This window comes from Aeromonas sp. 600886 (assembly GCF_049174935.1).
GTDB lineage: Bacteria > Pseudomonadota > Gammaproteobacteria > Enterobacterales > Aeromonadaceae > Aeromonas > Aeromonas veronii_A.
The window spans coordinates 89,919-108,653 of sequence record NZ_JAAKUB010000004.1; the positions used below are offsets into that span (position 1 = coordinate 89,919).

Here is an 18,735-nt window from a genome sequence, read left to right on the forward strand (position 1 = left end):
GGGCGGCATCTGTTGGCAATGAGCTGGCGAGATCAGGCCAGCTTGTACTTGCCGGAGAGCTGCTGAGCCAGCAGCTTGAACATGTTGAAGACCGCCATGGTTTTGCCGGTCGGGGTGCCATCTTCGGCCAGGAAATACTCCCCCTTGAACACCAGAATATCCCCCTTCTGCTCCACCGAATCGGCGTGCATACCGTGGATGAAGTCTTCATGCTCTTTGATGATCTTGTTGGCCATCTCAAGCAGGGCCGTCTCGGTGATCAGCTCTTTCTGTGGTTGCATGCTCGTCTCCTTAAACGACTACTGGACAGGGAAACCGTGGATCCCTGTCTCTGATTGAAGAGGCGCCCAGCATACTGCAAACAGGGTTTTTCTGTCATTGATATGACCCCGATTTGTGGCTGTTTATCCGATCACCAGATTCTTCAACCAGCAGCGTTGGCGAATACGGCGCTGCACCAGCAACACCTTGCTGAGCTCCTCCAGCAAGACCACCGCCACCACCCAGGAGAGGGGCCAGCCGAGCAGCGTGACCGCCACCCAGGCGAGCGGGATGCCGATGCACCACATGCCGACGATGTCGATAAAGATGCTGTAGTTCACATCACCGCCAGAGCGCAGCACTCCGATGATCCCCACCATGTTGAACACCTTGAGCAGCATCCCGAGGCACATGATGCCGAGCACCTGACCCGCTTCCGTCATCAGCTCGGGGGGCAGGTTGCCGACCCACTGCAGCAGGTTGGCTTGCAGCAGCCAGACGATGATCCCCACCAGTAGCGCGCCAATCGGTGCCAGCAGCAGGAACAGCTGGGAGTGCTGCCAGGCAATCTCGTACTCCTCGGCCCCGAGCCGGTGGCCGAGCAGGGTGGAGCAGGCCACCGCCAGTCCGAAGAAGAGGGAGATAAGGATGCTCTCCAGGGTGCCGAGGGTGGTCATGATGGCCAGCGAATCGGTGCCAAGATGGGCATAGAGAAAGCCGTAAATCAGCATGCCGAAGGCCCAGAGGCCGTCATGGAACAGCAGCGGCAGGGCGATCAGGGTAAAGCGCACCACCTCCTTGCGTTTGAAGGCGGCCAGCCAGTCTGGTGCACGCGGGATCAGGCGCGCCTCATAACGCTTTACGTAGAGCAGCAGCAGGGCTGTCTGCAGCAGCCGTGAAATGGTGGTGCCCCAGGCCGAACCGGCCACCCCCATCGCCTCGAAGCCGAAGTGACCGAAGATGAGGGCGTAGTTGAGGATGACGTTGGCGATGATGGCGATAATGCCGATGCGGGTCGGCGCGGCGGCATTGCCGACCGAGCGCAGGGCTGACTCCAGCGGCACCACGATGGCGGTACAGAGGATGGTGGCGCCGGTGATCATCAAGAATTGATCCGCCAGCTCGCGCAGTGCCGGATCCTGACTGGCAAAACCCAGCACGCTGCCCGGTGATAACACATAGATGAAGGCAAAGGGCAGGGTGACCAGCAGGGCGCCCACTATGGCCAGCGCCAGGGAGCGGCGCACCCCGGCCATCTCACCGCGCCCGAAGTATTGTGCTGCCAATACCGAGACCCCGCCCGCGAGGCCTGCTATCACCAGCAGATTGAAAAAGAAGACCCGGTTACCCAAGCCGACCGCCGCCACAGCCGTGGTGCCAAGCTGGCTCACCATCATGATATCGATGAGGCCGAGCAGGGAGAACATCATGGATTGCAGCGAGACAGGCAGAGCCAGCCGCCACAATCGAGTCATGAACTCGCGATCGGTGGTTTGTTTTAAAATCGCTTGCCAATAATTCATAGTTGTTAACCGGGTATGAGAAAAGCAAGGTTTGTCAGCGGTATGATAGGGACTAGCGAGGCTCTTCTCACTGTGAGTAGCTCTCGATTTTCTTGTGTAAAACTATCCTGTTGAGGTGTTATGCCATTTGCCAGCGAGTGTCTGGAGATAGCGCCAGCCTGTGAAGAGCAGATGCTGGGACGTGAAGGGCTGCCCCTGCTCGGCGAGGCAGGGATCTTCCTGACCGGCCTATCCCGGGTGCGGGATCACTACCTCATTCGCCGCAATCGCCCCGAGTTTCACATTCTGATGGTGAGTCACGATGGGGGGGGCGCGCTGCTCACCGACGAGGGGGAGCAAGCCATTCCGGCCGGATCGCTGATTTTCCTGCCCGCCGCCGTGCCCGGTGGTCTCAAGCTGATTGGCGAAAGCTGGCAGATCAGCTGGATTTTGCTCGATGACGTGCCGCGCTGGCAGCATCTGCACTGCCTTGGCCACCGTATCTGGCAAGGGGATGGCGGCGATCAGCTCTACCATCTGCTCAGCCTGATGCAGGGGGAAGGGGTTCGATCTTCGCTGCAACCCCAACTGCTTAGCCTGTTGCTGGCGCTGCTGGAGCGTACCCTGCAAGGGGAGGTGCGCGGTACCCCTGAACTCAGATTGCAGGCGCTGTTTCGCCGGGTGGAGGCGCGCCTGGACGAGCCCTGGAGTGTCGCCCTGTTGGCCCGACAGATGGCCTGCTCCGTCCCCCATCTGCACCGGCTTTGTCAGCAAGTGTTCGGTATGGGGCCGATGGCGAGGGTGACCGAGCTCAGAATGAACAAGGCACGCCAGCTGCTGCTCTATACCAACTGGCCACTTGGCGAGCTGGCGGCCCGGGTCGGTTACAGCGATGGGGCCAACTTTGCCAACTGCTTTCGCCGTCTGACTGGTCAGACCCCCGGCGCCTTTCGTCGACTGGGTCGCAAACCTTTTGCAACGGATGTGCAAACTCTTTGAAATTAATGACACAAGCCCCTAGGATCGGCGGGTCCCTGCGTCTAGCTAACCGTTTAGGTACCAAGATCCATGTTTGAAGATAATAACCAGAAACGTCCTCTCTACATTCCCTACGCCGGTCCCGCCCTGTTGGAGACCCCTTTGCTCAACAAGGGCAGCGCCTTCACCAGCGAAGAGCGCAGCAACTTCAACCTCGAAGGTCTGTTGCCCCAGAATATCGAGACCATCGAAGAGCAGGCCGAGCGTGCCTATCGCCAGTTCATGGCGTTTGGCAACGACATGGACAAGCACATCTATCTGCGCAACATCCAGGATACCAACGAGACGCTGTTCTACCGTCTGCTGCACAACCACTTGACCGAGATGCTGCCCATCATCTACACCCCGACGGTGGGCAAGGCGTGCGAGGAGTTCTCCAACATCTATCGCCGCGCCCGTGGCCTGTTTATCTCCTATCCGGACAAGGACAGGATCGATGACATGCTGCAAAACGCCACCAAGCAGAACGTCAAGGTGATCGTAGTGACCGATGGCGAGCGGATCCTGGGTCTGGGTGATCAGGGGATCGGCGGCATGGGCATTCCCATCGGCAAGCTCTCCCTCTACACCGCCTGTGGTGGCATCTCGCCCGCCTACTGCCTGCCGGTGGTGCTGGATGTCGGCACCAACAACCAGCAACTGCTCAATGACCCCTTCTATATGGGGTGGCGCAATCCGCGTATCTCGGGGGATGAGTACGCCGAGTTTGTCGATGCCTTCATTCAGGCGGTCAAACGCCGCTGGCCCGACATCCTGCTGCAGTTCGAGGACTTCGCCCAGAACAACGCCATGCCGCTGCTTAACCGCTACAAGAACGAGCTCTGCTGCTTCAACGACGATATTCAGGGCACTGCAGCGGTGACCTTGGGCAGCCTGATCGCCGCCTGCAAGGCCTCCGGCGCCAAGCTCTCCGAGAAGCGGGTTGCCTTCCTCGGGGCGGGCAGCGCCGGTTGCGGCATTGCCGAGCAGATCGTGGCGCAGATGAAGGCCGAAGGGCTGACCGATGCCCAGGCCCGCAGCCGGGTCTTTATGGTGGACCGCTTTGGTCTTATCACCGACAAGATCCCCAACCAGCTCGACTTCCAGCGCCGTCTCTCCCAACCGGTGGAGCGGATCAAAGACTGGCCGGTGGGGGACAACATCTCCCTGCTGGAGGTGATGGAGCACGGTCGCCCGGACATCCTGATCGGGGTATCCGGTCAGCCGGGGCTGTTCACCGAAGAGGTGGTCAAGACCATGCACAAGCACTGTGCCCGTCCCATCATCTTCCCGCTCTCCAACCCCACCTCCCGGGTCGAGGCGACACCTGCGGATTTGATCCGCTGGACCGACGGTCAGGCGCTGGTGGCCACCGGCAGTCCGTTTGCACCGGTGGAGCACAAGGGCAAGCGCTACGTCATCGCCCAGTGTAACAACTCCTTCATCTTCCCGGGGATCGGCCTTGGCGTCATCGCCTCCGGCGCCACCCGGGTGACTGACGCCATGTTGATGTCGGCCAGCCGCGCGCTGGCGGAGTGCTCGCCGCTGGTGAAAGGGGAGGAGGGCTCCCTGCTGCCGGACCTGGCGGATATCCATCAGGTCTCCCGTTACATCGCCAAGATGGTGGCCAAGACCGCCATGCTGCAGGGCAAGGCGGTGCAGACCCCGGACGAGGTGATCGATCAGGCCATCGAAGCCAACTTCTGGCATCCGGAGTATCGCCGCTACCGCCGCACCTCCTTCTGATTGGGGAGAAGGGAATGCCACGGCAAAGCAAAAGGGATGCGAAAGCATCCCTTTTTACTGCACGTCTGACATGGTTATCGCCTCAAAATCAACTACTCGCTGGCGCCCTGTACGCCGGTGACGCGCACCTCGACCCGGCGATCCGGCCCAAGGCAGTCTATGAGGGCGGCTCTGGCCTTGATGTCGTCACACTGGTTGCCGGTGACCGGATTGCTCTCGCCATTGCCCTGAATGCTTACCTTGTCGGCAGGCAATCCCTTGCTGATCAGAAAGTCGGCAACGGTTTGGGCCCGAGCTTCTGACAACCTCTGATTGTTGGCATCCGAGCCGATACGGTCGGTATATCCCATCACCACCGCACTGCCATCCTTGGGTTGTACATCGACGATCCGCTGGTAGAGATCGTCCAGCGCGCTCATCCCCTCCGGTTTTAGGTCCGCTTTGCCAAAGGCGAACAACACATCGGAACTGAGGTTGAAGGTCTGATCTACCACCTCCGGTTCGGCCGGTGGCGGGGGGACCACGACCGGTGCGGGCGTGGGAGCCGGCTCTGTCGGCTGGCTGCGATTGGGATGGATCACTACTTCCAGGGTTGCTGTGCTGATGTCGCTGACCCAGCGCTGGGTGCCGCTGTTTGCCTTGTCATTGTCAGGATCATCGCCGACCCTGACCAGATAACGATACCTGGCTTGGAGATCGACCCAGTCATGGAGCCGGGCCGTCACTCCCAGACCTGCCAACGGTGCCAGGTTGTCGTCCCCGCCATTGATCGATTCAACGTGATAGATATAGCCACCACCCTCGGCAAACACCGAGAACATCTCGCTGAGCGGCAAACGACCAATCACAGACAGGGTAGCTCCCTTGCTGTTGAACTCATGACCGCTGATATCCCAGTCACCTGTGGAGAGGTAACCAATTTCGGCGCCCAGGTTCTCCGTGAAGTTGTAGCCGCCAAACAGGGAGAGCGCAGTCGCATCCTTGCTGACATCCTGGCTGAAATCATTCAGATCGTGGGCTATCGCCCAGCCACCGCCTATCCCGGCATACCAGTCATGGACCGGTACCGCTTGTGCGCCTGTGCTCGCCAATGCCAGTGCAATCCACACAGGTTTTAATCTTATGTTCATCGCGTATCCTCGTCGATGTGTGGTTTATTGGGGCTGCTTGTTGGTCAAACCCCACACTTATGTATAGGTGACAGGTTGTATTTAACCACTCAAGAGGTGTGGATTGCGGCCATAAGTGAACCTATGTCACTGAAACCATGCGGGAAGAGGGAAGATAGCCTGAGGTGGGCGGCATGGAAGACAATAAAAAGGAGGCCATACGGCCTCCTGCTTATCCAAGTGATCAGGATTATTGTGTGACTTGTTGCACACCGGTGACGCGCACTTCAACGCGGCGATCCGGCGCCAGGCAGGAGATCAGCTGAGCCTTGCCCTTGACGCTGTTGCACTGGGTGCCTGTGACCGGATTGGCTTCACCGCGGCCTTCGATGGCAACTTTGCCAGCCGGCAGGCCCTTGCCAACCAGGAAGTCGGCTACGGTACGGGCGCGTGCTTCGGAGAGTTTCTGGTTGTAGGCGTCAGTGCCGATACGGTCGGTGTAACCGACGACCACGGCACTGCCATCTTTTGGCTGTACGTCGACGATCTGCTGATACAGGGTGTTGAGCGCTGCGACACCTTCTGGCTTGAGGGTGGATTTGCCAAAGGCAAACAGCACGTCAGAGCTCAGGGCGAAGTTCTTGTCAACCACCACAGGCTCTGGGGTTGGCTCGGGTGCTGGTGCCGGAGCGGGGGCCACGTAAGTGGTGCGGTTCGGGTGCATCACCAGCTCCAGGGTTGCGACGCTCATGTCGCTCTCCCAGGTCTTCTGCTCGTCACCCAGACTCCACATGTAGCGGTAGCGGGCTTGCACATCGATAAGGTCGGAGAGCTTGGCAGTCAGGCCCAGACCCGCCAGCGGCGCAGTGCCGTTGTCGCTGTTGCCATTGCCGTTGACGTGGTTGAAGTAGGCACCACCTTCGGCAAACACCGAGAAGATGTCACCCAGTGGCAGGCGGGCGATACCGGAGAGGGTTGCACCCTGGGTTTTGAAATCGGCACCGTCAACGCCCGCTTTACCTGCGTAGAGGTATCCCAGTTCTGCCGAGTAGTAGTCGTTGAAGTTGTAGCCGCCGAACAGATTGAGCGCGGTGGCATCCTTGTCAGTGTCTGTCCCGAAGTCATCCAGGTTGTGAGCATAAGCCCAACCGGCACCGACACCGGTATACCAGTTATCGGCGGCCTGAGCCGTGGTTCCTGCGGCGGCGAGCGCCAGTGCAATCAGGGTAGGAGCCATTTTGAGTTTCATCGGTTTATCCTCGTTGTGTTAGCCCATGTCGGGCAATGCACTTGTTTTTATTGCTGCGAAAAAACCGCCAGCAAAGTGGATAGCGAAGGCTTATGGACACTCATGAGGCAGTGGCGTCATGGACAACAGACCGGACAAGAAGCGCTTTTTAGTGCTTATCCAATACCTTACAGGCGCAACTACTTTATGCTTTCGGGGCGGGGCAGGCAAGGGTAGGGAGGCGGGAGTGAGGGATGATGCAAGCGAGAATGAGGCAAACAAAAAGGGATGCCGCAGCATCCCTTTCTTTTGCATTATTTGAACGAGGTCAGATTATTGCTGAACTTCTTGTACGCCAGATACGCGAACTTCTACGCGACGATCCGGAGCCAGGCAGGAGATCAGCTGAGCTTTAGCGGTTACGCCGTTGCACTTGGTGCCGGTAACCGGGTTGGCTTCGCCACGACCTTCGATGGCAACCTTGCTGGCAGCCATACCTTTGCTCACCAGGAAGTTGGCAACGGTACGGGCACGGGCTTCAGACAGCTTCTGGTTGTACGCGTCGGAACCGATACGGTCGGTGTAACCAACAACAACAGCGTTGCCATCTTTCGGCTGGAACTCAACGATCTGCTGGTACAGCGCATTCAGGGCTGCAACGCCTTCCGGCTTCAGAGTCTCTTTGCCAAAGGCAAACAGCACGTCTGAGTTCAGTGCGAAGTTCTTCTCTACAACTTGCGGAGCAGGAGCCGGTGCTTCTTCAACAACCGGGGCAGCTACCGGAGCTACGTAGGAAGTGCGGAACGGGTGGTATACCGCTTCCAGAGTAGCGATGCTCTGGTTGGCCTTGTAACGCTCACCGTTGGCGTGCAGGTCAGCCACGTCCCACATGTAGCGGTAACGAGCTTGCAGATCCAGCGCGTCATTTACCTTGTAGGTCACACCGGCGCCAGCCAGCGGGGAAACTTTAGTGTCGCTGGTACCCAGACCATCGGTGTGACCCCAGTAGGCGCCGCCTTCAGCGAACAGGGAGAAGTCGTTGCCAACCGGCATACGGGCGATACCGGACAGGGTGGCGCCCTGGCTCTCGTAACGGTTGCCGTCGGTGTTGCCACGACCGGTGTACTGGTAGCCCAGTTCGGTACCGAAGTTCTCGGTGAAGTTGTAACCCATGAAGGCGTTGGCGGCAGCCGCGTCTTCCTGGCCTACATTGGTGCTTTCCAGCTTGTTCAGGCCGTTGAAGTGAGTAGCACCGACACCGGCACCGAAGTAGATGTCGTCAGCGGCGTGAGCAGCGGTAGCACCCAGAGCAGCCATGGCGATGGCGATCATGGAAGGAGCCATTTTCATCATAAAAAAATCCTCGTTGAGATCGCACGTTATTCACGTGCTTCACACTTTGTAATTTATGTAAGCTGCAGGCTCCGCCGTACGGCTGGCGTCGAGTCTGGCAGATGACCCGGTACAACCGGGTTGCACACTCTCCTGGTGTGTCGAGTGCGCTGGCATGGCACGCAATGCGTGAGAAACCACTGCCAGGCAACTGATGTCATTCCGATGACGAGGCGCACTCTATGCCGATTTTAAAACATGATCAAGCTCACAAATGAGCCTTGTGGCAAATTGTGTCGTGACCTTAAATGGCTGTTTATCCAGATTAATTAGTGATCCAGATAGGCCCTGTGCAGTTTTTTTTCCAGTTTCATATAGGCCTGAACCCAGTCGGAGTGCGGGTTGGCAGGATTTGCTCTGGCAGTGAACACCTCGAGGTAGTCTGCTTCCGTTGCACTTTTCAGCAGGGGAGTAAACGCCATCAGGTAGTGGCGGGCCAGATAGGGATCCAGGGGCCAGATGTTGAGGATGGCTCGTGCCACAGGCTGAACCGCGGCTGAACAGATGAAATGGCGGTGTCCCGCCTCCAGCCAGTCGGCCATCTCGCACATGCCCGATTCAGCTACCAGACCACCATCACCCGGGGCGCTTGCCAGCGCAATAGACTGGCCATTTACCGTGGTGAGCTCTTCATTGTTATGCAGGGCACCATCGTGGCTGCGCAAGGGTAGGTTATGCGATTCCTGTTCAAGAAACAGGCTGCAGCTCTCCGGCAGGGCGGCCAACAGCTCGCTGGCCTGGCTGGACATCAAGGCCGGAAGCCAGAATGCTTCGGCACGATATTGTGCACCTTGACTGAGCTGTTGTTGCAATTGGGCCGGGTCAGAAACCGGGTGCAGGCGAGAGATAATGCCGGGAAACGCCATACTTATTCCTCTTAATGGGTAGCTGGCGGATTATACGAGTTATTCTGGTGGCAACAATAAAGGTTTCTTTTCGAGACTGTTTACCTGAGACAGCTGAGCGATTACCATCCCCCGTTGAAGATAAGGGTTGTCGCCGAAAGGCGCTCATAAAGATAGAGACTCGACCATAACGAGTCCGTACAAAACTGATACACTTGACTACGAGTCGTCGCGAAAAATAAAGACGGATTTAATCCGTCAAACGGAGTATGGAACATTATGAATTCAAATATCGTCACTGTTGGCAAGAAGATCCGTCAGATCCGTGAAGCGGTCGGTTTGAGCCGTCCGAAGTTTGCTGATTTGCTCGGTGTTCCCCCCACAACCCTGAAAAACTACGAGCTGGGTTACCGTGAAGTTGGGGGCGCCTTCCTGGTTGCCCTGGCGCACCACCCGGATCTGCACAAGTTCACCCTCTGGCTGCTGGCAGACAAGAAAGTCGCCGAAATCGGCCAGATTGGCCCGGATGACCTCGCCAAGGCGTGATCATCGATGTGAATAGAAATGCCGCCTTCGGGCGGTATTTTTTTGGGTCGCCGATCGATATTTTGATCTAACACGCTTTGAATTATCCATGCAGGCCAACGAGAATAAGCGGCCCCGAAAAGTGGGCCCCTGGTGGTATCTGGCCACCTGAACACTATTACATTCAGGATGATATGAGCAATCGTATGGAGTATGGGTATGAGCAGTAATGAGTTGGATAAACGCTATGGCCTGATGACTGCCATTGCGATGGTGGTCGGCGTGGTGATCGGCTCCGGTGTCTTCTTCAAGGCCGATGATGTACTGCGTCTGACTGGCGGTAATCTGGCCATTGCGCTGCTGGCATGGGCGCTGGGGGCATTTTCGATGATCTTCGGCGCGCTGGTGTTTGCCGAGTTTGCCCAGCGGATCGAAAAGTCCAACGGTATCGTCGATTATGCCGAAGCGGCATACGGCAAAATGTTTGGTTATCTGGTGGGGTGGTTCAAAGGCGTACTCTATTACGCCCCTCTTTCCGCCATCCTTGCCTGGGTCGCCGCTCTGTACACCATGATCTTGCTTGGTAGTGATAATCCGACCAACTCTGGTGCGACCTGGATACTGGCGGCTGTCTATATGACGGTCACCTATCTGATCAACTTCTACACCCCGGTCCTGGCGGGCAAGCTGCAAGTGGGCTCTACCCTGATCAAGTTGATCCCGCTGATCCTGGTTGCCATTGTGGGCACCATTTCAGGCTTGCTCAATGGTGTCACCGTGACCAACTTTGTGCAGGCAATGGATGGGATAGGAAGCACCGGAGGCACGCTGGCCACGGCCGTGGTTGCCACCGCCTTCGCTTATGAGGGGTGGATCGCCGCCGTGACCATCAACAGCGAAATTCGCGATTCCAAGAAGAATCTGCCCAGAGCACTGGTGATTGGCACCCTGATAGTCTTTGTGGTCTATGTCACCTATTTTCTGGGGATCGCCAGCGTCTTGCCGACGGACGAGATAGTGGCGCAAGGGGATAACGCGGTTAATCTCGCGACAACCAGCCTGTTTGGCGGGACTGCCTCGACCATTTTGACCGTGTTCGTGATTATCTCCTGCCTCGGCACCCTCAATGGTTTGGTATTGGCGACCATGCGTATTCCCTACTCGCTGGCGATCCGCAATCAGGGGCCAGCCCCCAAGTGGATGAGCCGTATCGAACCGCATCACCACATGCCAATCAACTCGGCCCTCGCGGCAGCGCTGTTGTCGGTGATCTACTCAGTGCTGTGGTACTGCAGCATCAACGAGACATTCGGTCGTTACATCGCCCTGGACGAGATGCCGATCGTGCTGATTTATGGCCTCTATCTGTTCCTCTATGTCTGGTACATGCGCACCTTTACCGAGTTGGGCTGGATAAAGCGGTTTGTGATCCCGACCTGCGCCACCCTGGGCGCGCTCATCATTCTGTATGGCGGTATCACCAATCCCAGTCTGGGACTCTATCTGCTGGTCTCTGTGGGGGTGATTCTGCTCGGGTTGCTCTTCTACCGTAAGGAGTAACCGGGTAAGTAAGTTGAAAAAAAAGCGCCGAATGGCGCTTTTTCCATGTGTAAACCGCTGCATGTCGACAACTAACTGCCCAGCAACCCGAGGCGGCCCAGTTCATCCTTGAGCTGATCGAGATTGCGCTCGACACAGGCTTCCCCCTCGTTGATAGCATCGCTGGCGCGATGAAAATCCATGATGGAGAAGCTGCCAAGGCGCGGGCAGAGCTGGATCTCCGGCGGGTCACCGGCCATCCGGGCGCGGGTGATCCGCTCCTGCATGATGTTGATGGAGCCACTCATCACGCTCCACAGACCGGGGGTGGCTGGCGCGGATTCACCGCGATTGAGCCACTGGCTGAGCAGACCGCCGCTGCCGGGTTGATCCGGCTCGTCGGTCCAGGGTTGGTGCATATCGGTGTTGAGGTTGACCGCAATCACCACCTCGGCCCCCATGGCGCGGGCCAGCGAGATGGGCACCGGATTGACCACGGCGCCATCGACCAGCCAGCGGTCGTTGATCCGGGTCGGGGTTAGGATCCCCGGCATACCACAGGAGGCGCGCACCGACTGGCGCAGCGGGCCCTGTTGCAGCCAGATCTCGCGGCCGGTATCGAGCTCGGTGGCGATGCAGGCGAAGGGGATGGGCAGGCTCTCGAGATCGGGATCCCCCAGATGGCTGGCGGCAAGACCAAACACCTTTTCGCCGCGAAACAGACCGCCGGAGAGGGCCGGGTCGAGCAGGCTGACCACCTGCAGGCGGGTAAAGCCGCGCACCCAGGTTTCCAGCCGATCCAGTTCACCGGCGGCATAGGCGGCACCGACAAAGCTGCCGATGGAGCAGCCAGCGATCAAATCCGGTTTGATGCCGAGACGTTCAAGGGCGCGGATGACGCCGATATGGGCCCATCCTCTGGCGGCGCCGCTCCCGAGAGCGAGCCCTACGCGGGGTTTACGTGGCACGACAGTCCTCCAAAAAGGGGTTGAGGGGTCAGCTTACTCCGAGAGTCAGGAGGCGTCACCCTGCCATCTTTCGCTGCGGTTGCGACCGTTGGCCTTGGCCTGATAGAGCGCCACATCGGCGCGGCGCACCGCTTCGTGCAGGGGAAGGTTCTCCTGGTGGGGCAGATAGCCGAGGCTGATGGTGACTTCCAGCCTGGGTTCGATGGCGGCCCAGTCGTGATCTGCCACCGCCTTTCTCAGCCGCTCCGCCAGCTCGCCGAGCTGCGTTGCATCTGCGCGGCCAATCAGCAGCAGAAACTCTTCGCCCCCCCAGCGGATCAGGCGATCTGTGGGCCTAAGTTGCTGCTGGCAGACCTGCACCAGCCGGATCAGCACGATATCGCCGACTGCATGGCCGAAGTTGTCATTGACCCGTTTGAAGTGATCCGCATCGAACATCAGGATCCCCGCTTGCAACCGGGCCAGCTCTCCCGCCTGCTCCAGCAGCACCAGATAGTGGCGGTTGAAGGCGCCGGTGAGGGCATCGTGGCAGGAGAGGTAATTGAGCCGTTGGTTGAGGCGATGGGATCTCAGGTTGGAGAGGGCGGCCAGCAGCATAAAGAGGATGGCGAGCAGGGTCGGCGTGGACTGGCAGAGCATGGCCCACACCAGCGGCAGCAGGGTGACGTTGTGCACCAGTCGCAACGGGGTATCTGGGATTGCCATGGTCAGCTGCAATGTGCCTTGCCGCCATTGATATTCGCCGGTCGGTTCGGTGTTTTGCGGCGCCACGGGTTGGCGCGCGCTGCTGGCCAGCACCTGGTGGTACTGATTGAGCAGCAGATATTCCCCCAGCGCCGGGGTCATCTGATCGAGCTGCTGCTGCAGGCGGGCGAGCAGCACATCCATGTTGATCATTCCCACCAGAGTTCCCTCTTTGTAGAGGGGCTGGGACATGGTGACCATGGGGCCGCGCCCGATAAAGTCCTCATAGGGGCGCGAGAGAACGGTCTTCTTGTCCGGATTGGTGCTGTGCAGCGCATCTTGCCAGAAGCTCTTCTGGTAGATGGTGGGATAAAAGCGAAACCAGCTGGAGGGTTGCCAAGGGTAGAGATAGATAAAGTTGTCCACACCGGTGAAGTAGACCCAGGCGATCTCGTTGCCAAGGCGCTGGCTGGCGGTGGCAAGCAAGGGGGAGAGGCTCAGGGCCAGATGAATGCGTGCCTCACGCTCGCTGCCGGGGGGCGGCAGCGGGCCATCACCGGTGAGGTTGCCTGCCAGTCCGGCCGGCAAATCACCGGGGAGCTTGTCGAGAGCCAGCCCCTCTGGCAGCGCCTCGATATGGCGATAGAGCTGGCGGGTGAGCACCGACTGGGGGTCGCTGCGCAGTCGCTCCTCAGCCTGCCCGCGCATCGCCTCCAGAAATACTTCGGTCCGTTTGAACCGATCCCGCAGGTAGATGGCACTGTTGAGGGTATCGCTTTGATAGAGGCGTTCAATCTGTTTCAGGCTTTGCCACAAAGTCAAACCAATCAGCAGGATGACCACGGCGAACAGGAGCCAGGTCAGGCGTGTGAGAAAACGGTGGCCAGACATGTTGGGCATAGGCAGTCAGTCGGGTTGCGAAGGAAATTGTCGTTAGTGTATGCGATGTGGTGTGAAAACAAACTGAACTACCTGAAACCGGGTGAGTTCACCATGCACCTGTTACGTTTTGTCACATTTATACATAGTCACGGCATAGTCTGGGGCTAAAATGGCCCCCACTCAGATTCCCCCTTCTTAACACTTCATGGATTGTTTGATGAAAATGCGTATCTGGATTGGCCTCGGCCTGCTCTCTCTGGTAGCGGCCATCTGGTGGGCGGTTGGCCACTTGCAACCAGCAGCCAAAGCCCCTTCCCGCGAGATAAATATTCGTACCCAGACCGTCGAGCAGAGTCTGGCCGAGCCGACTCTCAAGCTGGTAGGTAAACTGGCGGCCAACCACTCGGTGGTGATCACTCCCGAGGTGACCGGGCGCCTGGTCAAGATTGCGGTGCAGTCGGGTCAGCAGGTCAACAAGGGCGATACGCTGGTCGCGCTGGATGCGGGCAAGCAACAGGCGGAGCTGGCCGAGCAGAGTGCCAGTCTGCGCGACGAGAATCGCAAGCTGACCGAAATGCGCAAGCTGGTCGCCCGTGGAGCCGTCACCCAGTCGGTGCTGGAGGGGCAGGAGGCCACCGTTGATCAGGTGCAGGCGCGGGTCGATGCCGCCCGTTACGAACTCTCCCTGCGCACTCTCACCGCTCCCTTTGCCGGTACCGTGAGCCTGATTGATTTGAGCGAAGGGGCCCTGGTCAATAGCGGCGATACCCTGCTGCACCTCGACGATATCGACACCCTGCGCCTCGATCTGGCAGTGCCGGAGCGCTACCTTTCCCTGCTGCGCCCCGGCATGGCGGTGACAGCGACCAGCGCAGCCTGGCCGGATCAGCGCTTTAACGGCACCCTCACCACCCTCGATAGCCGTATCTCCAACGAGACCCAGAACATCAAGGCGAGGGTCGAGTTACCCAATAATAACGGCCAGTTGCGCCCGGGCATGCTGCTCAACGTGGAGCTCTTGCTCCCCTCCCGCCAGCTCACTCTGATCCCTGCCCAGTCGGTGGAGTACGCCGGCGAGCAGCGTTTCGTCTATCGCCTCGAGGCCGATGGCCGGGTCAAGCGGGTGCCAGTGGTGCTCGGCGAGACCGAGGGTGAGACTGTCTGGGTTACCGAGGGGCTGAAAGTCGGCGATCGCATCGTGGTCGAGGGGCTGGTCAACTTGCGTGATGGTGCCAAGGTGCACGATCTGGCGGAGGTGAATGGCTGATGTGGCTCTCCGATATCTCAGTACGCCGACCGCTGGTGGCGGTGGTGCTCAGCGCCCTGCTCAGCGTGTTCGGTCTGGTCGCTTTTAGCAAATTGACGGTGCGGGAGATGCCGGACGTGCAGATCCCGTCGGTCTCCATCACCACCACCTATGAGGGAGCGGCTCCCGCAGTGATGGAGAGTCAGGTCACCAAGCCCATCGAGGATCAGCTCTCCGGCATCAGCGGTATCAAGAATATCAACTCGGTGACCCGCAAGGGGCGCTCGATGATCACGGTGGAGTTCAAGCTTGGCTGGAACATGGTGGAGGGGGTCTCCGATGTGCGCGACGCCCTGACTCGCGCCAAGAGCAAGCTGCCGGAGGATGCCGACGAACCGCTGGTGACCAAGGATAGCGGCAGCGGTGACGTGGCGATCTGGCTCAACTTCAGCAGCAGCCAGATGGATCGCACCGCCATGACCGACTACGCCAACCGGGTGCTGGTCGACCCCTTGAGCCTGGTGGATGGGGTGAGTGAAGTGGCGCTCTCCGGCGATCTGACCCAGGTGATGTATGTGCGGTTGAGGCCGACCGATATGGCGGCCCGCGGCGTGACGGTGGCGGATGTGCAGGATGCCCTCAAGCGCGAGAACATCGAGCTGCCGGGTGGCGAGATCCGCAACAACTCCATGACCATGTCGGTGCAGATTGCCCGGCTCTACCACACCGCCGAAGATTTCCAGCAGTTGCAGGTCCGTACCGCGACCAACGGTCAGAGTGTCTATCTGGCCGATATTGCTGATGTGGAGGTGGGAGCCAAGAACGAAGACAGTGCCTACCAGCGCAATGGCCGCGAGAGTCTGGGTATCGGCATCGTCGCCCAGTCCACCGCCAACCCGCTGGCGGTGGCACAGGGGGTGGAGAAGAAGCTGGTGGAGATGCAGCGCTTCCTGCCGGAGGGGGCCACCCTTGAGGTTGACTACGACTCCACCATCTTTATCAAGCAGGCCATCGACGAGGTATATGAAACACTGGCCATCTGTGCCGTGCTGGTGGTGGCAGTGCTCTATCTGTTCCTCGGGCAGGGGCGCACCACACTCATTCCGGCCATCACGGTCCCGGTGTCGCTCATCTCCGCCTTTATCGGCGCCTGGTATCTCGGTTTTTCCATCAACCTCATCACCCTGCTGGCGCTTATTCTCGCCATCGGTCTGGTGGTGGATGATGCCATCGTGGTGGTGGAGAACATTCACCACCATCTGCAGCGGGGTGAGCCCCCCCTGCTGGCGGCCTGGCACGGCACCCGCGAGGTGGGCTTTGCGGTCATCGCTACCACCGCCGTGCTGGTAATGGTCTTTATTCCCATCGCTTTTATGGATGGTATGGTGGGCAGGCTCTTTACCGAGTTTGCGATGTTGCTTTCGTTGGCGGTGCTCTGCTCCTCGCTGGTGGCGCTGACCCTCACCCCGGCCATGGGCTCCTGGCTGATGCGCCCGCTCGACAAGCCGAACCGGCTGACGGCGGCCCTCGATCGCGCTTTGGGCCGGATGGAGGGGCACTATCGTCACCTGCTGCAGGGGCTGCTGCGTCGCTCCCGCTGGATGCCGCTGGCGCTGCTGCTCTGTCTGGCCGGTATCGGTGCCCTCTTTACCCAGCTGCCTAGCAGTCTCACCCCGACCGAGGATCGCGGTGTGGTCTTCGTCTTCGTCAAGGGGGCGGAGGGGACCAGCATCGAGCGGATGAAGCGCAACATGCAGCAGGTAGAATCGACCATCATGCCGATGTTGGGCCAGGGGGTGGTCAAGGCGATGAGCTTCAGTACCCCCGCCTTTGGCCGCGGCGGTGATCAGACCGGTATGGTGATTATCCAGCTCACCGACTGGGCCGAGCGCGACATCACCGCCACCCAGTTCTCCCGCTCGCTCGGGGCCAAGCTGTCGGTTATTCCCGACGTGATGATCCGCACCTTCCAGCCAGGCTTTCGTGGCGGCTCTACCGCTGCGGTGCAGTTCGTGCTGCAGGGCAACGACTATGCCGAGCTCTACCAGCAGGGGCTGGCGCTGCAAAAAGCGGCGCAGGCGAGCGGCCTGATGATAAGCCCGGATCTCGACTACGCCGAGAAAACGCCGGAGCTGCAGGTGACCGTCTCACGTGACAGCGCCAGCCAGCTCGGCATACCGGTCTCCACCGTTGCCAGCACTCTGCAGGCGATGCTGGGCGGGGTGAGCAAGACCACCTATGTGGACAGGGGCGAGGAGTATGACGTCTACCTGCGCGCCAACCAGAAGGAGTTCAACGGCATCTCGGATCTCGGCCGCATCTACCTGAAGGCGGCCAATGGCGAGATGGTGAGCCTTTCGACGCTGGCGACCGTCAAGCAGGTGGCGACCGCCAACCGCCTCAACCACTATCAACGCCAGAAGGCGGTGACCCTGACCGCCGATGTGGCACCGGATCACACTCTGGGCGAGGCGCTCGACTTCCTCGATGGCTGGGCCAACGAGCATCTGCCGAGCGGTATGACGGTGGATTACGCCGGTGACTCCAAGGATTACCGCGACAATCAGGGGGAGATGGCGATGGTCTTCGGCCTCGCCCTGCTGGTGGTCTATCTGGTGCTGGTGGCCCAGTTCGAGAGCACCCTCACCCCGACTGTGGTGATGATGACGGTGCCGCTCGGCATCTTCGGCGGTCTACTTGGCCTCTGGTTGACGGGGCAGGAGATGAGCATCTACAGCCAGATCGGGATGATCATGCTGATCGGCATGGTGACCAAGAACGGTATTCTCATCGTCGAGTTCATCAACCAGTTGCGTCAGCGCGGTGAAGGATTCGAAGAGGCGATCATCGCGGGTTCGGTGCGCCGTCTGCGGCCGATCTTGATGACCTCGCTCACCGCCATCATCGGCGCTGTGCCGCTGATGCTCTCCATGGGGGCTGGCTACGAGAGCCGGATGGCGGTGGGGACCGTGGTCTTCTTCGGTCTCTCCCTGGCGACCCTGGTTACCCTGCTGGTGGTGCCCGCCACCTACCACCTGATCGCCCGTCACGCCAGCATGACCGGGCAGCGGGATCAGCAGGTAGATGAGGCGCTGGCCGCCAGGGGGGACACTTCTGAGCCATAACGGCAGTGTCCGATGCCAGCTTTGACTGGGGCCGCGGAGCGTATCAGTCCGCACCCGCAAGCGTGCAGAGCCCGATAGCCGGCTCTGCACGCGCCATCCCCCCGGACTGATAGCCCGTCGAGTGGTTAATCTTCACAACAAACCACTGGTCAAGTGGCTCGACAAACATCACGGTTCTACGGTGTGGCCGGTTACGGAGCCGTGCCGTGCGTGAAGCGGCCTATTCCCCGATCCCCCTCATCATCTCTTTTTCCCCTCCATTTCTGCGGCTTGAGATCGTTTTTACCTAATTGGCACTTTTATTGCTTTTGGTCCGTCAGCGTCAATGATTTGTCTGGGGACAGAAAATGGAAATTAGTGCAAGCAGCCTGATGCAAGAGATGCAGGCTCTCAAGGTAGAGGCCGGTGCAACCCCGCTGTCACAGCCTGGCCGTCAGGTGACCTCCGATTTTGGCCTGCTGTTGCAGCAGGCGCTCGGTAACGTCAACGAGTTGCAGGGCGCAGCCAATGATCTGCGCACCCGTTTCGATATGGGCGACAAGTCGGTGGATCTGGCCGAGGTGATGATCGCGGGCCAAAAATCCTCCATCGCCTTTGAGGCGACGGTGCAAGTGCGCAACAAGATGGTTGATGCCTACAAAACCATCATGAATATGCCGGTCTGAG

General features: G+C 59.4%; 15 protein-coding genes. 7 read left to right on the plus strand and 8 right to left on the minus strand.

Annotated features, from left to right (window positions below; translation table 11 throughout):
• Positions 1 to 32: 32 nt before the first annotated feature.
• Both G5179_RS04740 and G5179_RS04745 read right to left on the minus strand, forming a co-directional pair.
• A complete protein-coding gene (locus G5179_RS04740) occupies positions 33 to 281 on the minus strand; it encodes a DUF2498 family protein (RefSeq protein ID WP_043818864.1) in 249 nt (82 codons plus the stop codon).
• Between the two features lie 123 nt (positions 282 to 404).
• Positions 405 to 1,784 (minus strand): MATE family efflux transporter, encoded by a 1,380-nt coding sequence (locus G5179_RS04745; protein WP_005343930.1) that lies wholly within the window; start codon positions 1,782 to 1,784, stop codon positions 405 to 407.
• Positions 1,785 to 1,904: 120 nt separating this feature from the next.
• On the opposite strand from G5179_RS04745, the gene G5179_RS04750 reads away from it, so the two are divergent.
• A complete protein-coding gene (locus tag G5179_RS04750; protein WP_270904672.1) occupies positions 1,905 to 2,762 on the plus strand; it encodes a helix-turn-helix transcriptional regulator in 858 nt (285 codons plus the stop codon).
• A 69-nt stretch (positions 2,763 to 2,831) separates the two neighbouring features.
• The gene (locus G5179_RS04755) at positions 2,832 to 4,526 is read left to right on the plus strand and encodes an NAD-dependent malic enzyme (protein WP_386914962.1); all 1,695 of its coding nucleotides are present in this window, start codon (positions 2,832 to 2,834) and stop codon (positions 4,524 to 4,526) included.
• Between the two features lie 92 nt (positions 4,527 to 4,618).
• On the opposite strand, the gene G5179_RS04760 is transcribed toward G5179_RS04755, so the two are convergent.
• The 4 genes from G5179_RS04760 to G5179_RS04775 form a co-directional block, all read right to left on the minus strand.
• Positions 4,619 to 5,656: an OmpA family protein gene (locus tag G5179_RS04760; protein WP_421257976.1), complete on the minus strand. Its 1,038-nt coding sequence runs from the start codon at positions 5,654 to 5,656 to the stop codon at positions 4,619 to 4,621.
• Between the two features lie 229 nt (positions 5,657 to 5,885).
• A complete protein-coding gene (gene ompA / locus G5179_RS04765) occupies positions 5,886 to 6,884 on the minus strand; it encodes a porin OmpA (protein WP_266134074.1) in 999 nt (332 codons plus the stop codon).
• A 312-nt stretch (positions 6,885 to 7,196) separates the two neighbouring features.
• Positions 7,197 to 8,216: a porin OmpA gene (ompA, locus tag G5179_RS04770; protein ID WP_266134073.1), complete on the minus strand. Its 1,020-nt coding sequence runs from the start codon at positions 8,214 to 8,216 to the stop codon at positions 7,197 to 7,199.
• Between the two features lie 308 nt (positions 8,217 to 8,524).
• Complete coding sequence (locus G5179_RS04775) at positions 8,525 to 9,121, minus strand: hypothetical protein (RefSeq protein ID WP_421206210.1); 597 nt, start codon at positions 9,119 to 9,121, stop codon at positions 8,525 to 8,527.
• A 258-nt stretch (positions 9,122 to 9,379) separates the two neighbouring features.
• Here G5179_RS04775 and G5179_RS04780 point away from each other — a divergent pair, with 258 nt between their 5' ends.
• Both G5179_RS04780 and G5179_RS04785 read left to right on the plus strand, forming a co-directional pair.
• Complete coding sequence (locus tag G5179_RS04780; protein WP_005338367.1) at positions 9,380 to 9,646, plus strand: helix-turn-helix domain-containing protein; 267 nt, start codon at positions 9,380 to 9,382, stop codon at positions 9,644 to 9,646.
• Positions 9,647 to 9,844: 198 nt separating this feature from the next.
• Positions 9,845 to 11,185, plus strand: coding sequence for an APC family permease (locus tag G5179_RS04785; RefSeq protein WP_005338365.1), 1,341 nt, complete (start codon positions 9,845 to 9,847; stop codon positions 11,183 to 11,185).
• 71 nt (positions 11,186 to 11,256) lie between these two features.
• Here G5179_RS04785 and G5179_RS04790 read toward each other — a convergent pair whose 3' ends face one another.
• Both G5179_RS04790 and G5179_RS04795 read right to left on the minus strand, forming a co-directional pair.
• Complete coding sequence (locus G5179_RS04790; protein WP_100654262.1) at positions 11,257 to 12,132, minus strand: patatin-like phospholipase family protein; 876 nt, start codon at positions 12,130 to 12,132, stop codon at positions 11,257 to 11,259.
• 45 nt (positions 12,133 to 12,177) lie between these two features.
• Positions 12,178 to 13,716, minus strand: coding sequence for a sensor domain-containing diguanylate cyclase (locus tag G5179_RS04795; protein ID WP_421257977.1), 1,539 nt, complete (start codon positions 13,714 to 13,716; stop codon positions 12,178 to 12,180).
• 199 nt (positions 13,717 to 13,915) lie between these two features.
• Here G5179_RS04795 and G5179_RS04800 point away from each other — a divergent pair, with 199 nt between their 5' ends.
• The 3 genes from G5179_RS04800 to fliE all read left to right on the plus strand — a co-directional run bounded on the left by G5179_RS04800 (position 13,916) and on the right by fliE (position 18,734).
• Positions 13,916 to 14,965, plus strand: a complete 1,050-nt coding sequence (locus G5179_RS04800) for an efflux RND transporter periplasmic adaptor subunit (RefSeq protein ID WP_421222773.1) — start codon at positions 13,916 to 13,918, stop codon at positions 14,963 to 14,965.
• Positions 14,965 to 18,069, plus strand: coding sequence for an efflux RND transporter permease subunit (locus tag G5179_RS04805; RefSeq protein ID WP_421257978.1), 3,105 nt, complete (start codon positions 14,965 to 14,967; stop codon positions 18,067 to 18,069). Before G5179_RS04800 ends, G5179_RS04805 begins: the two co-directional genes overlap by 1 nt.
• Before the next feature lie 347 nt (positions 18,070 to 18,416).
• Positions 18,417 to 18,734: a flagellar hook-basal body complex protein FliE gene (gene fliE, locus G5179_RS04810; protein WP_042011636.1), complete on the plus strand. Its 318-nt coding sequence runs from the start codon at positions 18,417 to 18,419 to the stop codon at positions 18,732 to 18,734.
• Position 18,735: the final 1 nt, after the last annotated feature.

Excerpts from the sequence above, each read along its gene's own strand:
- G5179_RS04740 (WP_043818864.1), bottom strand. The coding sequence starts at position 281 with ATGCAACCACAGAAAGAGCTGATCACCGAGACGGCCCTGCTTGAGATG.
- G5179_RS04745 (WP_005343930.1), bottom strand. The coding sequence starts at position 1,784 with ATGAATTATTGGCAAGCGATTTTAAAACAAACCACCGATCGCGAGTTC.
- G5179_RS04750 (WP_270904672.1), top strand. The coding sequence starts at position 1,905 with ATGCCATTTGCCAGCGAGTGTCTGGAGATAGCGCCAGCCTGTGAAGAG.
- G5179_RS04755 (WP_386914962.1), top strand. The coding sequence starts at position 2,832 with ATGTTTGAAGATAATAACCAGAAACGTCCTCTCTACATTCCCTACGCC.
- G5179_RS04760 (WP_421257976.1), bottom strand. The coding sequence starts at position 5,656 with ATGAACATAAGATTAAAACCTGTGTGGATTGCACTGGCATTGGCGAGC.
- ompA (WP_266134074.1), bottom strand. The coding sequence starts at position 6,884 with ATGAAACTCAAAATGGCTCCTACCCTGATTGCACTGGCGCTCGCCGCC.
- ompA (WP_266134073.1), bottom strand. The coding sequence starts at position 8,216 with ATGATGAAAATGGCTCCTTCCATGATCGCCATCGCCATGGCTGCTCTG.
- G5179_RS04775 (WP_421206210.1), bottom strand. The coding sequence starts at position 9,121 with ATGGCGTTTCCCGGCATTATCTCTCGCCTGCACCCGGTTTCTGACCCG.
- G5179_RS04780 (WP_005338367.1), top strand. The coding sequence starts at position 9,380 with ATGAATTCAAATATCGTCACTGTTGGCAAGAAGATCCGTCAGATCCGT.
- G5179_RS04785 (WP_005338365.1), top strand. The coding sequence starts at position 9,845 with ATGAGCAGTAATGAGTTGGATAAACGCTATGGCCTGATGACTGCCATT.
- G5179_RS04795 (WP_421257977.1), bottom strand. The coding sequence starts at position 13,716 with ATGCCCAACATGTCTGGCCACCGTTTTCTCACACGCCTGACCTGGCTC.
- G5179_RS04800 (WP_421222773.1), top strand. The coding sequence starts at position 13,916 with ATGAAAATGCGTATCTGGATTGGCCTCGGCCTGCTCTCTCTGGTAGCG.
- G5179_RS04805 (WP_421257978.1), top strand. The coding sequence starts at position 14,965 with ATGTGGCTCTCCGATATCTCAGTACGCCGACCGCTGGTGGCGGTGGTG.
- fliE (WP_042011636.1), top strand. The coding sequence starts at position 18,417 with ATGGAAATTAGTGCAAGCAGCCTGATGCAAGAGATGCAGGCTCTCAAG.